The organism is Pseudomonas sp. PSPC2-3, assembly GCF_049898265.1.
Taxonomy (GTDB): domain Bacteria; phylum Pseudomonadota; class Gammaproteobacteria; order Pseudomonadales; family Pseudomonadaceae; genus Aquipseudomonas; species Aquipseudomonas veronii.
On the sequence record NZ_JAFCXJ010000001.1, the window covers coordinates 833,658 to 848,476 of the forward strand.

General features: G+C 60.5%; 14 protein-coding genes. 2 read left to right on the top strand and 12 right to left on the bottom strand.

Annotated elements, in window-relative coordinates; translation table 11 throughout:
* Positions 1-28 precede the first annotated feature (28 nt).
* The 12 genes from ACP7E3_RS03880 to ACP7E3_RS03935 all read right to left on the bottom strand — a co-directional run bounded on the left by ACP7E3_RS03880 (position 29) and on the right by ACP7E3_RS03935 (position 11,746).
* Positions 29-1,336 (bottom strand): CitMHS family transporter, encoded by a 1,308-nt coding sequence (locus ACP7E3_RS03880; protein WP_017849048.1) that lies wholly within the window; start codon positions 1,334-1,336, stop codon positions 29-31.
* 311 nt (positions 1,337-1,647) lie between these two features.
* Positions 1,648-3,609, bottom strand: a complete 1,962-nt coding sequence (locus tag ACP7E3_RS03885; protein WP_126589230.1) for a DUF4105 domain-containing protein — start codon at positions 3,607-3,609, stop codon at positions 1,648-1,650.
* Positions 3,606-3,926, bottom strand: a complete 321-nt coding sequence (locus ACP7E3_RS03890) for a DUF2388 domain-containing protein (protein WP_017849050.1) — start codon at positions 3,924-3,926, stop codon at positions 3,606-3,608. The genes ACP7E3_RS03885 and ACP7E3_RS03890 overlap by 4 nt, the downstream gene beginning before the upstream one ends.
* 26 nt (positions 3,927-3,952) lie before the next feature.
* Positions 3,953-4,261, bottom strand: a complete 309-nt coding sequence (locus ACP7E3_RS03895; protein ID WP_046381522.1) for a DUF2388 domain-containing protein — start codon at positions 4,259-4,261, stop codon at positions 3,953-3,955.
* Positions 4,262-4,367: 106 nt separating this feature from the next.
* On the bottom strand, positions 4,368-4,688 hold the full coding sequence (locus ACP7E3_RS03900; protein ID WP_017849052.1) for a DUF2388 domain-containing protein: 321 nt from the start codon (positions 4,686-4,688) through the stop codon (positions 4,368-4,370).
* Between the two features lie 159 nt (positions 4,689-4,847).
* A complete protein-coding gene (locus ACP7E3_RS03905) occupies positions 4,848-5,030 on the bottom strand; it encodes a DUF1127 domain-containing protein (RefSeq protein ID WP_426122322.1) in 183 nt (60 codons plus the stop codon).
* 265 nt (positions 5,031-5,295) lie between these two features.
* Positions 5,296-5,511: a DUF1127 domain-containing protein gene (locus ACP7E3_RS03910; RefSeq protein ID WP_017849054.1), complete on the bottom strand. Its 216-nt coding sequence runs from the start codon at positions 5,509-5,511 to the stop codon at positions 5,296-5,298.
* A 316-nt stretch (positions 5,512-5,827) separates the two neighbouring features.
* Positions 5,828-7,321, bottom strand: coding sequence for an acetyl-CoA hydrolase/transferase family protein (locus tag ACP7E3_RS03915; protein WP_017849055.1), 1,494 nt, complete (start codon positions 7,319-7,321; stop codon positions 5,828-5,830).
* Between the two features lie 179 nt (positions 7,322-7,500).
* Positions 7,501-8,937 carry an NAD(P)(+) transhydrogenase (Re/Si-specific) subunit beta gene (locus tag ACP7E3_RS03920; RefSeq protein WP_017849056.1) on the bottom strand — a complete coding sequence of 479 codons (1,437 nt, stop codon included), beginning with the start codon at positions 8,935-8,937 and terminating at the stop codon, positions 7,501-7,503.
* The gene (locus ACP7E3_RS03925) at positions 8,937-9,257 is read right to left on the bottom strand and encodes an NAD(P) transhydrogenase subunit alpha (RefSeq protein WP_003187417.1); all 321 of its coding nucleotides are present in this window, start codon (positions 9,255-9,257) and stop codon (positions 8,937-8,939) included. The genes ACP7E3_RS03920 and ACP7E3_RS03925 overlap by 1 nt, the downstream gene beginning before the upstream one ends.
* 15 nt (positions 9,258-9,272) lie before the next feature.
* Positions 9,273-10,394, bottom strand: a complete 1,122-nt coding sequence (locus tag ACP7E3_RS03930; protein ID WP_046381520.1) for a Re/Si-specific NAD(P)(+) transhydrogenase subunit alpha — start codon at positions 10,392-10,394, stop codon at positions 9,273-9,275.
* Between the two features lie 452 nt (positions 10,395-10,846).
* On the bottom strand, positions 10,847-11,746 hold the full coding sequence (locus tag ACP7E3_RS03935; RefSeq protein WP_057004954.1) for a LysR family transcriptional regulator: 900 nt from the start codon (positions 11,744-11,746) through the stop codon (positions 10,847-10,849).
* Positions 11,747-11,902: 156 nt separating this feature from the next.
* Between ACP7E3_RS03935 and ACP7E3_RS03940 the strand changes: the two genes are divergently transcribed.
* On the top strand, positions 11,903-13,084 hold the full coding sequence (locus ACP7E3_RS03940; RefSeq protein WP_017849059.1) for an acyl-CoA dehydrogenase: 1,182 nt from the start codon (positions 11,903-11,905) through the stop codon (positions 13,082-13,084).
* Between the two features lie 13 nt (positions 13,085-13,097).
* Positions 13,098-14,318 (top strand): CaiB/BaiF CoA transferase family protein, encoded by a 1,221-nt coding sequence (locus ACP7E3_RS03945; protein ID WP_046381519.1) that lies wholly within the window; start codon positions 13,098-13,100, stop codon positions 14,316-14,318.
* The last annotated feature ends 501 nt before the right edge of the window (positions 14,319-14,819 follow it).

Below are 14,819 nucleotides of genomic sequence, written 5' to 3' on the forward strand. Positions count from 1 at the left end.
TGCAGCGCCGCGCGGTGAGTCGGTACGATTATAGAGTGCTGAACAGCGGAAAAATCCCCATCAGCAACGCCGCGAACATTATGCACAGGCACACCAGCACTGCCCACTTCAGGGTGAAGCGCTGGTGATCGCCGAATTCGATACCGGCCAGGGCCACCAGCAGGTAAGTCGATGGCACCAACGGGCTGAGCAAGTGTACGGGTTGGCCGACGATGGAGGCGCGGGCCATTTCCACGGCGGTGATGCCATAGTGACTGGCGGCTTCGGCCAGCACCGGCAGTACGCCATAGTAGAACGCATCGTTGGACATGAAGAAGGTGAACGGCATGCTCACCAGCGCGGTAATCACCGCCAGGTAAGGGCCCAGGGCTTCTGGAATGACCGCCAGCAGGCTCTTGGACATGGCGTCGACCATGCCGGTGCCCGACAGGATGCCGGTGAAAATCCCTGCAGCGAAGATCAACCCCACCACGGCCAGTACGCTGCCGGCATGGGCGGCGACGCGGTCTTTCTGCTGTTGCAGGCACGGGTAGTTGACGATCATCGCGATACTGAACGCCACCATGAACAGCACCGGCAGTGGCAACAGGCCGGCGATCAACGTACACATCAGCGCCAGGGTCAGCACGCCGTTGAACCAGATCAGCTTCGGACGGCGGGCATCCGGGTATTGCGACACGCTGATTTCGCTGTGATCGATCTCGTCGCCCTGCAGGTGCAGTTCACCCAGGCGCGCACGTTCGCGCTTGCCGTACATGTAAGCGATCACCAGGATCGCGACCACGCCGGCGGCCATGGCCGGGATCATCGGGACGAAGATGTCTGACGGGTCCACATGCAGCGCACTCGCGGCGCGAGCGGTCGGGCCGCCCCAGGGCGTCATGTTCATCACGCCACCGGCGAGGATGATCAGGCCGGCCATGATCCGCGGGCTCATGCCGATGCGCTGGTACAGCGGCAGCATCGCGGCCACGCAGATCATGTAGGTGGTGGCGCCGTCACCGTCGAGGGACACCACCAAGGCCAGCACGGCGGTGCCGACCGAGACTTTCAGCGGGTCGCCCTTGACCATCTTGAGGATCTTGCGCACGGCCGGGTCGAACAGGCCGGAGTCGATCATCAGGGCAAAGTAGAGGATGGCGAACATCAGCATCACGCCGGTCGGCGCGAGCTTGGTGATGCCTTCGAGCATCATCGGGCCGATCTTCGGCGCAAAACCGCCGAACAGCGCGAACAGAATCGGCACGATGATCAGGGCGATCAGCGCGGACAGGCGCTTGGTCATGATCAGGAACATGAACGTGATGACCATGGCAAAGCCAAGGAAAGTCAGCATAGGAATACTCCAGGCGTAGCGCGGCTAAGGAATGGCGAACCGGGTGGGGTCAGCGCAGAACGAGAGGCACGAGGCTTACGGGTGGAGTGGGGGCGAACAGGCGGGAGCGAGCGGACATCGGGAATCACCATTGTTGTTGTTAACAGCCGGTCTGTTGCCGGCAGTGGGGGCGATCCTAGACGCGTAAGCTTTCAGCCAGCTTTCGTTGATCAAACAGGTGAGGTGGAAATGACACACGGTCTCCAGGCCTGCGCAGATCAACATGTGGGAGGGGGCTCGCTCCCACATTCAGCTGGTGTATGCGCAAATTTTCAGGGCAATTCGAGGCCGCCCGCTGCTTTGTGCAGTTTGCGCAGATGTTCCCCAACCTGCTTGAGGTTGGCTTCGCACGCGGCAATCTCGGCGGCGCGGGACGGGTCCAGCAGCGCCCTCACCTCTTTATCCAGTTCGCCGGTCAGGGATTGCAGCTGTTTCTGGCGCTCGGCACTTTCCGATTCCAGCCGCTTGGACTCCGAAGGTTGCGGCAAGCCGTAGCCACCGCTGCCCAGCAGTTCTGCCGGGCGGCTGAGGAAGCCGCTGTTGGCGAGAATCTGCTGCAGCGTGGCGTTGGCTTTCTCCATGCCGCCATTTTTCAGCTCGCGGGCGCCGAGGTAGCGTTGTTTGACTTCGTCCTGGGCCAGCATCAATTGCTTGCGAAAGCTTGCCTGTTCCAGCAGCAGTAATGCGGCGCTGGTGCGCAGGTCGGCCTGCTCGAACCAGTGGCGGCGCTCTTGCGCGCTCAGGGACAGCCAGTCTTCGACCTGGGTCTGCTGGATCGGCAGGCGCTTGCGCAGCACGTCGAACATCGCTTGGTAGCGCTCGCGGAACGAGTCGAAGTGATAGCCCAGGCGCAGCGCCTCGCGCTTGTCGTTCAACACGCTGGTATCGGCCAGGCCGCGCGCCTGCAGGACCTCCAGCAGCCCGTTGGGCGTGATGTTGTCCAGACCGGTCAATTGCGGGTTGGCGCTGCCGCTGCGTAACAGTTTCAGGCCTTCGACCGCACAGTTGTTGGACAGGAAGAAGTAGTTGCCGTCGTAGCTCCAATGCATTTCGGCCGCGTGTTCGACGGTGTCCTCGATCTCCCGGCGCGTCAGCTTCAGCGGCACCGAGGCGAGGCCGCGCAACTCGGTCTTGGTGTACTCGTCGATGACCTGGGCCAGCGGCAACACGAACAGCCGTGACGGGTACTTGCCCACCAGGCCGTCCCAGCTCGACAGTTGTACGTCACCGACAAAGGCGCGGTAGGACAACACCAGATGCTGGTCCAGATCCAGCCGACAGTCCGGGCCGCGAGGGCGCCCCGGCGCGCAGATCACCAGGCGCAACATGCTGTGGCCCCAGCGACTGACCAGGTTCTGGTTGGCTTCGGCGAGCAGGTAATCGATTTCGTAGACCCGTTCCGGGTCGACATGGCCCAGGGGCGTCTTGGCGAAATCGTTGCCGGCGTTGAGGAAGGCGTAGGTCTTGGCGCAGGTGTCTTGCGCGGGCGGCGCCCAGCCAAAGTGTTCCTTGTAATAGCGGAACAGCGCGGGGCGGCGGCAGGCGTAGCTCGGGTCGAGGAGGAAATATTCCATGTTGACCGCGACGAACTCCAGCGGGCTGCTGGTTTCGTAGAGGTCCGGGCTGCGCGCGACCTGGCGGTTGTGCTGCTCGCGCTCACCGCGGCGGCCGACGTATTGCGGCCAGCCGGCGAGGTCGAGCAGGCGCGGGTCGTCGCTGAGGGTGAAGCGGCGGTCGTTCTGGCCACGGCATTGATCGGGCAGTCCGACCAGGCCGGTGATGTTGTTCTGGCGGCTGCAGCGTCGGATCAGCGCGCGCTCGTCGCTGGGCCACAGGCGCGCACGGTCGTAGATGTGGGTCAGTTCATGCAGCACGGTGGCGAGCATTTCCCGGCGCACGGTGCCGTGGGGGCGGTTGGTCTTGCGGGTGGCGGCGCTGCCGTCGGTCAGGCTGGCGAGCAGGTTGCGGTTGAGGTCCAGCTCGGACACCAGGGAGGCCTGGCCGTAGGCGTTGACGGGCATCTTGTCGGTCCAGCCGACATCGATGCGCCGGTCCAGCTGTTCGATGAAGCGCGGCGGCAGTGAGCGCAGCGCTTCATCGAGCAACGCCTGGCTGGCCTGCTGTTCGGCTGGGCTCAAACCCTCGGTAATGAGCCGCAGTTGCAGGCTGGCCTGGGCTGCGCCGGCACACAACAGCACAGCCCCGGCCAGGAGCCAGGCGATGAGACGCCTCACAGCGCGAGAATGGCTTCGGCGAGGGTCTGGTCGCTGGCATCACGGGCTTCCGGTACGCGGGTGCGCAGGGTGTCGAAGGCGGCTTCGAGTTGTGCGCCACGGATCTCGCCGTTGCTGGCGACGAAGCTGGCGGCGTCATCGTGGGCTTCGCGCACGATTTTGGAGTCGCGGATGGAGGTGGTGGTGTCCGAGGTGAAATCAATGGTGCGCGCGGAGGCGCGGACGATGATGTTACTGGTGGCCTTCAAGGTCTGCGCGTGGGCGACATCGGTCAACAACAGCAGGCCGAGAGCGGCGGCGATCAGCGGGCTACGCATGGAATGACTCCGAAATACAAAGATGATTATTGGACGAGAATTGCTTGCGCCAGTTCAAGGTCGCTGGCGTTAAGTTTTGGTTGGCTGCGGCGCAGACGATCCAGCGCTGATTCCAGCCGAGCCCCCCGCCATCGGCCGTCAGTGGCAATGAATGCGGCAGCGTCATCCTGGGCGGCCAGCACCCACTTTCGGTCAAACGGCGCGGAGGTCACTTTGCTGGTGGCATAAGCGCTCACCACAGTGCTCTGGGTGGACAGATCAAAGGCCGAAGCCAATGGCGACCAGCCGGCAGCAAACATCACGGGAACCAGCACTAGGCGGTATGAAAAAGCCATGGGACTCGACAACTGAAAGCGAGCGCCAAGGCTAGCGCAATGCCCGGGCGAGAGCCAGCGTCGAGGCATCCGGGAGCGGCTGGCGCTCCCTTGTTCCGACGGGTTTTCAGATGGCCAGAATGGCCTGGGCCAGTTGTGCGTCTGTCGCAGCGCTCAGTTGTGGCGCTTGCTGGCGGATCTGTGCCAGAGCGCTTTCCAGTTTGACCCCACGAATGGCGCCTTGGCTGGCGACGAAGCTGGCGGCGTCGTCACGGGCGGCGCGCACGACCTTGTTGTCACGCAGGGAGGAGGTGGCATCGGAACTGGCATCGGAGGTGGCTTTCAATGCGCCGACGATCGAGTCGGTCGTCACGATGAGGCTGGACGCATGGGCGTTGGCGGCGAGGGCCAACAGGGCGGCGGCACTCAGCAGGCGAAGACGGGACATGGGGTTACTCCTGTAGATGAACAAATAAGGTCACGCGCAGCGGCCACTGTGAAACGGATGTGGATGCCATTGAGCATCAGACGCCCGTTCTACACGGTTCGCCACGTGGTGACCGGATATTAAGCCGCGGCCTGTCCATTCGAAAAGCGTCTTGACTGTCTAGTCACGCCAGAACGGCTTGGACAGCTCGACCTGGCGCTCGCCGGGGCTGATACCCGCGTCGGACAGCTCTCGCGGGTCGAGCTGGGCCAGTTGGTGTCGTTCTCGGGCCTGTTGCCGCCACCTGGCGAGCGTGGCGACGGTGCGGCGTAACAACTTGGTGCGCGGGGCTGGTGGGTGCATGGGGAGCGCCTTACAGGGTCTTTTTTTTGGAAGACCATGTTGAGCGGATCGTTTCGACCGATACAGATACACCGGCGCTCAATTGTACTGCCTAATTGTTATAATAATTGAACTGTACTGGTTGCTTTGCAAGCGATCTGTTCGGGGCCGAAAACACCCGGGCCCAGACACAACAAAGCCCGCCTCCGGTGACCCGGGGCGGGCTTTGCTTAACGAATCAGGTTGCTGGCTGTGGACCCGGTGGGTCAGGGCCAGCGAGCGCTCATTAGCGCCAGAACGGCTTGCTCAGCTCTTCGTAGCGTTGTGCTTCGCTGATACCTGCGTCAGCCAGCAGACGCGAATCCAGACGAGCCAGTTGATGGCGGCTGGAGATGCGGCGCTGCCACAGCATCAGGTTGGCGATAACGCGCAGAGGCAGGGAAGCCTGGGTGCTTACAGCTTTTTCTTCAAAGAACAGATCGGAACTGAGTGTACGTTCCATGATGACATCCTTCCGCTTGTGGCGGGATTAGGTAGTGGTTTAACTGATGCCAATGATCCTCCTCCCGCGCAAGACTCTCTAGATACAGTTCACCTGTATTGTGAGGGGCCAGTTAACTGTTTATAGCGGCTGTACTGTACGGAAATGGGGCAACTGTACCTGTCCGCACTGAAACAGTGCAAAAATGGCATTTTAGAAGAAGGGTGTGGGATATTTCGGTAGGAAAAGACCGGTACAGCAGTACAGTTTTTTACAGAAAGGAGGGTGGTGCAACCGAGCTGATGAAACTGTGTGCATCAGCTCGGTTGTGTATCGATCAATCCTTGAGCATGTGCCCGGTTTCTTCCAGGTTAATGTGCCAGCTCAGGGCTTCGCGCAGGACGTGAGGGGTGTGGCCACCAATCGCGCAAGCGGCGTTGAAGTATTTGTTCAACGCATCGCGATAGTCCGGATGCACGCAGTTGTCGATGATCACCCGTGCGCGCTCCCGTGGCGCCAGGCCACGCAAGTCGGCGAGGCCCACTTCGGTCACCAGGATGTCGACGTCGTGCTCGGTGTGGTCGACGTGGCTGACCATCGGCACCACGCTGGAAATCGCCCCGGCCTTGGCAATCGACTTGGTCACGAAGATTGCCAGGTGCGCGTTACGCGCGAAGTCGCCCGAGCCGCCGATCCCGTTCATCATCCGCGTCCCGCACACGTGCGTGGAGTTGACGTTGCCGTAGATGTCGAACTCCAGCGCGGTGTTGATCGCGATGATGCCCAGGCGACGAACCACTTCAGGGTGGTTGGAAATTTCTTGCGGGCGCAGCACCAGTTTGTCCTTGTAGTGCTCCAGGTTGCCGAACACGTTGCTGTTGCGCCGCTCCGACAAGGTGATCGAACTGCCGGAGGCGAAGCTCAGCTTGCCGGCGTCAATCAGGTCGAACGTCGAGTCCTGCAGCACTTCCGAATACATGGTCAGGTCTTCGAACGGCGAATCGATCAAGCCACACATCACGGCGTTGGCGATGTTGCCGATCCCGGCCTGCAGCGGGCCGAGCTTGTTGGTCATGCGGCCGGCGTCCACTTCCTGCTTGAGGAAGTTGATCAGGTGGCTGGCGATGCCTTGGGTGTCGGCGTCCGGCGGCGTCACTGTGGAAGGCGAGTCAGCCTTGTTGGTGATCACGATGGCGACGATCTTCTCCGGCGGAATCGGGATCGCGGTGCTGCCAATGCGGTCGTCGACTTTTACCAGCGGGATCGGCGTGCGCGTCGGCCGATAGGTCGGGATGTAGATGTCGTGCAGGCCTTCCAGGTTCGGGTTGTGCGCCATGTTGATCTCGACGATCACTTGCTTGGCGAAAATCGCGAAACTGGCCGAGTTGCCCACGGAAGTGGTCGGCACGATATGGCCTTGTTCGGTGATCGCAACGGCTTCGATCACGGCAATGTCAGGCAGCTTGAGCTGGTTGTTGCGCAGTTGTTCGACGGTTTCCGACAAATGCTGGTCGATGAACATCACCTCGCCGGCATTGATCGCCTTGCGCAGGGTGCTGTCGACCTGGAACGGCATGCGTCGCGACAGTACGCCGGCTTCGGTCAGTTGCTTGTCGAGATCGTTGCCCAGGCTGGCGCCGGTCATCAGGGTGATTTTCAGCGGCGACGTCTTGGCACGTTCGGCCAGAGCTTGAGGGACGGCTTTGGCTTCACCCGCACGGGTAAAGCCGCTCATCCCGACGGTCATGCCGTCCTCGATCAGTGCGGCGGCATCAGCCGCGCTCATGACCTTGTTCAACAGCGAAGGCAAGCGGATACGATCACGGTACATGGATTGTTATCTCGAGATACGGAGGCAAGGTGCGCAGTTTAGTGATTTCAAAAGTTTTCGGCCCGCTACCATGGTCGAATGCCGGGCAGCGATTTAGGGCCTTTGGTCGGTTTTCATGCTGCAATAAAAAACCCTAGCCTACTGCAGGCCAGGGTTTCGGGTATTGCGCTGGCGCAGTGTTACTCGACAGCCTTGACCATGTCTTCGATAACCTTCTTGGCGTCGCCGAAGACCATCATGGTTTTGTCCAGGTAGAACAGCTCGTTGTCCAGGCCGGCATAGCCGCTGGCCATCGAGCGCTTGTTGACGATGATGGTCTTGGCCTTGAACGCTTCGAGGATCGGCATGCCGGCAATCGGCGAGTTCGGATCGTTCTTGGCGGCTGGGTTGACCACGTCGTTCGCGCCGAGCACCAGTACTACGTCAGCCTGGCCGAATTCGGAGTTGATGTCTTCCATCTCGAACACCTGGTCGTAAGGCACTTCGGCCTCGGCCAGCAATACGTTCATGTGTCCGGGCATGCGGCCGGCCACCGGGTGGATCGCGTACTTCACGGTCACGCCACGGTGGGTCAGCTTCTCGGTCAGTTCCTTCAGCGCATGCTGTGCCCGTGCCACTGCCAGGCCATAGCCCGGCACGATGATCACGGTATCGGCGTTGGTCAGCAGGAACGTGGCGTCGTCGGCCGAGCCGGACTTCACCGGGCGCGCTTCTTTCGAGCCGGCCGCCGCACCGGCATCCGGCGCATTGCCGAAACCGCCGAGCAGCACGTTGAAGAAGGAGCGGTTCATCGCCTTGCACATGATGTAGGACAGGATCGCACCGCTGGAGCCCACCAGCGAGCCGGCGATGATCAGCATCGAGTTGTTCAGCGAGAAGCCGATCCCTGCCGCAGCCCAGCCGGAGTAGCTGTTGAGCATCGACACCACTACCGGCATGTCGGCGCCGCCGATCGGGATGATGATCAGCACGCCCAGCACGAACGCCAGGGCCAGCATCAGCGCGAAGGCAGAGAGGTTGCCGGTGAACATGAAGGTCAGGCCGAGCCCCAATGTAGTCAGGCCGAGCACCAGGTTCAGTTTGTGCTGGCCGCCGAACTGTACCGGTGCGCCTTGGAACAGGCGGAACTTGTACTTGCCCGACAGCTTGCCGAAGGCGATCACCGAACCGGAGAAGGTGATGGCGCCGATGGCGGCACCGAGGAACAGTTCCAGGCGGTTACCGGCCGGGATCGCATCGCCCAGGTGTTTGACGATGCCCAGGGATTGCGGTTCGACCACGGCGGCAATGGCGATAAACACCGCGGCCAGGCCGATCATGCTGTGCATGAAGGCGACCAGTTCCGGCATCTTGGTCATTTCCACGCGCTTGGCCATGATCGAGCCGGCGGTGCCGCCGATCAGCAGGCCCACGATCACGTAGCCGATGCCGGCAGTGGCAAGCTCAGCGCCCAGCTTATAGATGAGGCCCACGGTGGTGAGCACCGCCAGCGCCATGCCGAGCATGCCGAACAGGTTGCCGCGCCGCGAAGTGGTCGGATGCGACAGGCCTTTGAGGGCCTGGATGAAACAGATCGACGCGATCAGATAGAGCGTCGTGACAAGATTCATGCTCATTACTTCGGCGCCTCTTCTTTTACTTTCGGGGCTTTCTTCTTGAACATCTCAAGCATCCTGCGAGTCACCAGGAAGCCGCCGAACACGTTGACGGCCGCCAGGGCCACGGCCAGGGTGCCCATGGTCTTGCCCAGCGGAGTCACGGTCAGCGCAGCGGCCAGCATGGCGCCGACGATCACGATCGCCGAGATTGCGTTGGTCACCGCCATCAACGGCGTGTGCAGTGCGGGGGTAACGTTCCAGACCACGTGGTAACCGACATAAATCGCCAGCACGAAGATGATCAGGTTGTAGATACCGGGGGAGATAAGCTCTTCCATCGTCTGAATCCCTGCTTAGGCGTTTTTGCGGATGACTTGGCCGTCGCGGCACATCAGGCACGCGGCGACGATGTCGTCTTCGAGGTTGATTTCAAACTGCCCTTCCTTGTTGAAGACCAGCTTCAGGAAGTCCAGCAGGTTGCGCGCATACAGGGCCGATGCGTCGGCGGCGACGGCACCCGCCAGGTTGGTCGGGCCGCAAATGATCACGCCGTTTTCCACCACCACCTGGTCGGCGACGGTCAGCGGGCAGTTGCCGCCCTGGGCTGCGGCAAGGTCGATCACCACTGAGCCTGGCTTCATCTGGGCAACCGTGTCGGCGCTGAGCAGGGTCGGAGCCTTGCGGCCCGGGATCAGGGCGGTGGTGATGACGATGTCGGCCTGCTTGGCGCGTTCGTGGACCGCCAGGGCCTGGCGTTGCATCCAGCTGGTCGGCATCGGGCGTGCGTAACCGCCGACGCCGACGGCGCATTCACGCTCTTCGTCGGTCTCATAAGGCACGTCGACGAACTTGGCGCCGAGGGATTCGATCTGCTCCTTCACGGCCGGGCGCACGTCAGACGCTTCGATCACTGCACCCAGGCGTTTCGCCGTGGCGATGGCCTGCAGGCCCGCGACGCCAGCGCCGAGGATCAACACGCGTGCGGCTTTTACCGTACCGGCGGCAGTCATCAGCATCGGCATGAAGCGTGGGTAATGATGGGCGGCGAGCAACACGGCCTTGTAACCGGCGATGTTGGCCTGGGACGACAGCACGTCCAGGCTCTGGGCCCGCGAAGTCCGCGGCGCGGCTTCGAGCGCGAAGGCCGTGATGCCCTGCTCGGCCAGCTTGGCGATGGTTTCATTGCTGAACGGATTGAGCATGCCCACCAGCACGGTGCCGCTTTTGATCAGCGTCAGTTCGCTGTCGCTGGGGGCAACCACTTTAAGGATCAGCTCCGCGCCAAATGCATCGCTGGCGCTGCCAATGGTTGCACCTGCCGTTTCATAGGCACTGTCGACGATGCTGGCTTTAATGCCCGCCCCGCTTTGTACAGTGACCTTATGGCCCTGGCCGATCAGCTTCTTGATGGTTTCCGGGGTGGCAGCCACCCGCGTTTCACCGGTCTGGGTTTCGAGAGGAACACCAATGTGCACGTGAAATCTCCTGCATGATCTTTTTGCTTTTGATCTTATTGTAAAAAGGCCAGCGCACCGTGAGTGGCGCATCTGGGGCGGCCGATCAGCACGATCCCGCTGAAATGACAGCGGGGCGCGGCATTTTGCAGGCGAACTTTACGGCCTTCAAGGGATTATGACGGGTGACGAAAAATTAACTACAAGTCACCCTGTGACTGATTGTCGCAATGCCTTGAGATAACTTATTTAAATACAAGTGGTTAAAGGTGTATTTCGGTTTTTTGGTAGTTTCGCCCTCGCCGTTGTGAATAGTCGGGCATTAGCCGGTAATAGTTGCTACAAACCATGAGAATCATGGCTTTTAGCCTCATTTTCGCCGAACAGGTACAGTTTGCTGGAATGCGACATTTATATATATCTGTAGGATTCTATTTTAGCTGACTACATAGTCAACAAATGCCGCTCCGCCCTTAGATTACTGGGCTATAGCGCTGGGACTGGTCGATCAGCCAGTCCCTGAAGGCGTGCAGGGAGGCCGATTCGACTTTCCTGTCAGGAATCATCAAGTAATACGCCTTCGAACTGCTCAGTGCTTCAGGGCTCGCGATCACCAGTTGGTGCTCGTTCAGTTCGCGCTGGATGAGGAACGGTGGAATCAGCGCAATGCCCATGTCATGCATGGCCGCCTGGGACAACATCGAGAATAGCTCGTAGCGGGGGCCTGTCATGTCGCGGGGTATGTTCAGTTGTTGCGCGTTGAACCACTGGCGCCAGGCATAGGGCCGCGTGGTCTGCTGCAGCAGCGGCAGTTCTGCGATTTCCTGGGGGCTGAAGTGTGCGCGGCTGCCGAGTAAGCGCGGGCTGCACACCGGGACCGGGTTTTCTCCCATCAGCCGGTGGGATTCGGTACCGGACCAGTCGGCATCACCGAAATAGATCGCGGCGTCGAATTCGGTGTCGGCAAACAGGAAGGGGCGCGTGCGGTTGGTGAGGTTGACCGTGACTTCCGGGTGCTGGCGCTGAAAGTCCTTGAGGCGAGGGATCAGCCATTGGGTGCCAAAGGTTGGCACCACCGCCAGCTCGATGACATTCGCGCCCTGCTGTCCCATGACGGACAAGGTGTCGCGCTCCACCGCGTCCAATTGCGTGGCGACACGACGGCTATACGACAGGCCCGCTTCTGTCAGCTTGACCCCACGCCGCGAGCGTCGAAACAGTTCGACACTCAAAAACTCCTCGAGGCTGGCGATCTGTCGGCAAATGGCGCCCTGAGTGATGGAAAGCTCCTGCGCCGCCTTGGTAAAGCTCTCGTGGCGGGCTGCAGCTTCAAAGCTGACAAGGGCGGTGGTGCTGGGGATTTTTCTGCGCATGTACCTTGTTCTCACTTATAAGGCGCGTTTGCGCCCTTCTCGGCCGTTACGGAGTGAGAAATTAGCACAAGCCTATGCAAAAACCTCGTTTGCCCTCTGCGCTTGCCGAGCCTAGTCTGCATCCACGACTTCTGATTTCTTTGCGAGGACTTATTCATGGCTGGCAAGGCAAGCTTCAACTGGATCGATCCACTGCTGCTGGATCAACAGCTCACCGAAGAAGAGCGCATGGTGCGCGACAGTGCTGAGCAATTCGCCCAGGACAAGTTGGCGCCAAGGGTGCTCGAAGCCTTCCGCCATGAAAAGACCGACCCGGCGATCTTCCGTGAGATGGGCGAAACCGGCCTGTTGGGCGCGATGATTCCCGAGCAGTACGGCGGCAGTGGCCTGAATTACGTCAGCTACGGGTTGATTGCGCGTGAGGTCGAGCGAGTCGACTCCGGCTATCGCTCGATGATGAGTGTGCAGTCGTCACTGGTCATGGTGCCGATCAATGAGTTCGGCACCGAAGCGCAAAAACAGAAATACCTGCCGAAACTGGCGTCGGGTGAATGGATCGGTTGCTTCGGTCTGACCGAGCCTAACCACGGTTCCGACCCGGGCGCGATGATTACCCGGGCACGCAAGGTGGATGGCGGCTACAGCCTGACCGGCGCCAAGATGTGGATCACCAACAGCCCGATCGCCGATGTGTTCGTGGTGTGGGCCAAGGACGATGCCGGCGATATCCGCGGTTTTGTCCTGGAGAAAGGCTGGAAAGGTCTGAGCGCTCCGGCGATTCACGGCAAGGTCGGCCTGCGGGCTTCCATTACCGGCGAGATCGTCATGGACAACGTGTTCGTGCCCGACGAGAACATCTTCCCGGATGTGCGTGGCTTGAAAGGCCCCTTCACCTGCCTTAACTCCGCTCGTTACGGGATCTCCTGGGGCGCGCTGGGAGCTGCCGAGTTCTGCTGGCATACCGCTCGCCAATACACCCTTGATCGGCATCAGTTCGGTCGGCCATTGGCGGCGACCCAGCTTATCCAGAAGAAGCTCGCGGACATGCAGACCGAGATCACTCTGGCCCTACAAGGCTGCCTGCGCCTGGGGCGGATGAAGGATGAAGGCACTGCGGCGGTGGAAATCACGTCGATCATGAAGCGCAATTCCTGCGGCAAGTCGCTGGATATCGCACGCATGGCGCGGGATATGCTGGGCGGCAACGGTATCTCCGACGAGTTCGGGGTGGCGCGTCACCTGGTCAACCTGGAAGTGGTGAACACCTATGAAGGTACCCACGATGTACACGCCTTGATTCTGGGGCGCGCGCAAACCGGTCTTCAGGCGTTCTATTAATAGGAGCACGGGCATGGGCGCGCTTTCGCATCTGCGGGTACTGGATTTGTCGCGAGTACTGGCGGGCCCTTGGGCCGGGCAGATCCTCGCGGACCTTGGGGCCGAAGTGATCAAGGTCGAGCGGCCGGGCAATGGTGACGACACGCGTGCCTGGGGCCCTCCCTTCCTCAAGGACGCGTATGGCGAGAACACCAGTGAAGCGGCGTATTACTTGTCGGCCAACCGCAACAAAGAGTCGGTGACCATCGACTTCACGCAGCCGGAGGGGCAGAAGCTGGTGCGTGACCTGGCGGCCAAGTCCGACATCCTGATCGAGAACTTCAAGGTGGGCGGCCTGGCGGCGTATGGGCTGGACTATGCCTCGCTGAAGGAGGTCAACCCGGCGTTGATCTATTGCTCGATCACGGGGTTTGGCCAGACGGGGCCTTATGCGGCGCGTGCGGGCTACGACTTCATGATCCAGGGGTTGGGCGGACTCATGAGCCTGACGGGGCGGCCTGAGGGTGATGAGGGGGCGGGCCCGGTGAAAGTGGGGGTGGCGTTGACTGACATCCTTACGGGGCTCTATTCGACGGTGGCGATCCTGGCGGCGCTGGCTCATCGCGAGCGTGACGGCGGCGGGCAACATATTGATATGGCGCTGCTGGACGTGCAGGTGGCTTGTCTGGCCAACCAGGCGATGAACTACCTGACGACAGGCGTGCCGCCAAAGCGCTTGGGCAATGCACATCCGAATATCGTGCCTTATCAGGATTTTCCCACGGCCGATGGCGACTTCATCCTGACGGTGGGGAATGACGGGCAGTTCCGTAAGTTTGCGCAGGTGGCAGGTCAGCCGCAGTGGGCGGATGATCCGCGTTTCGCGACCAACAAGGTGCGGGTGGCCAATCGCGCGGAACTGATTCCCTTGATTCGCCAGGCGACGGTGTTCAAGACGACGGCTGAATGGGTGTCGCAACTGGAGCGAGTCGGCGTGCCGTGCGGGCCGATCAATGATCTGGCGCAGGTATTCGCGGATGCCCAGGTCAAGGCGCGCGGGCTGGCGATTGAGTTGCCTCACGCACTGGCGGGGATGGTGCCTCAGGTTGCCAGTCCTATACGGTTATCCAAGACCCCTGTGGAATACCGCAGCGCGCCTCCTTTATTGGGTGAGCATACGGTCAGGGTGTTGCAGGAAGTGCTGGGGTTGATGCCGGCGAATGTGGCTGCTTTAAAAGAAGCTGGGGTTATCTGAGTCATCTCTTCTATATAGAGCGTCATTAAGGGCTCTATATAGAAGAAAGTTGGTTGTTTTTTAGCCAATCCTAACTATTGGATAGATAAGCGAAATTAAAGGTTGACGGCAAATCCTGGACGTCTATAATTCGCCCCACTTCCGGCGCAGTCGAAACGGAAAACTCCTTGGTAAACAAAGAGTTACGCAAGATTCGACAGCGGCCTGCTTCAGTTCATCGAAGCCTGGAAGGAGTTGCTAGAGCAATGTTGTTTGGCTCTATTAACGTTTCGATCTTCTCGGTCGAAAGCGGAGAAAAAGAGGTGTTGACAGCGGCGTGTAACGCTGTAGAATTCGCCTCCCGCTAACGAGAGATCGGAAGCGCAAGTGGTTGAAGTTGCAAAGGAAACTTTGAAAACTTCTTAAAATAATCACTTGACAGCAAATGAGGCTGCTGTAGAATGCGCGCCTCGGTTGAGACGAAAGATCTTAACCAACCGCTCTTTAACAACTGAATCAAGC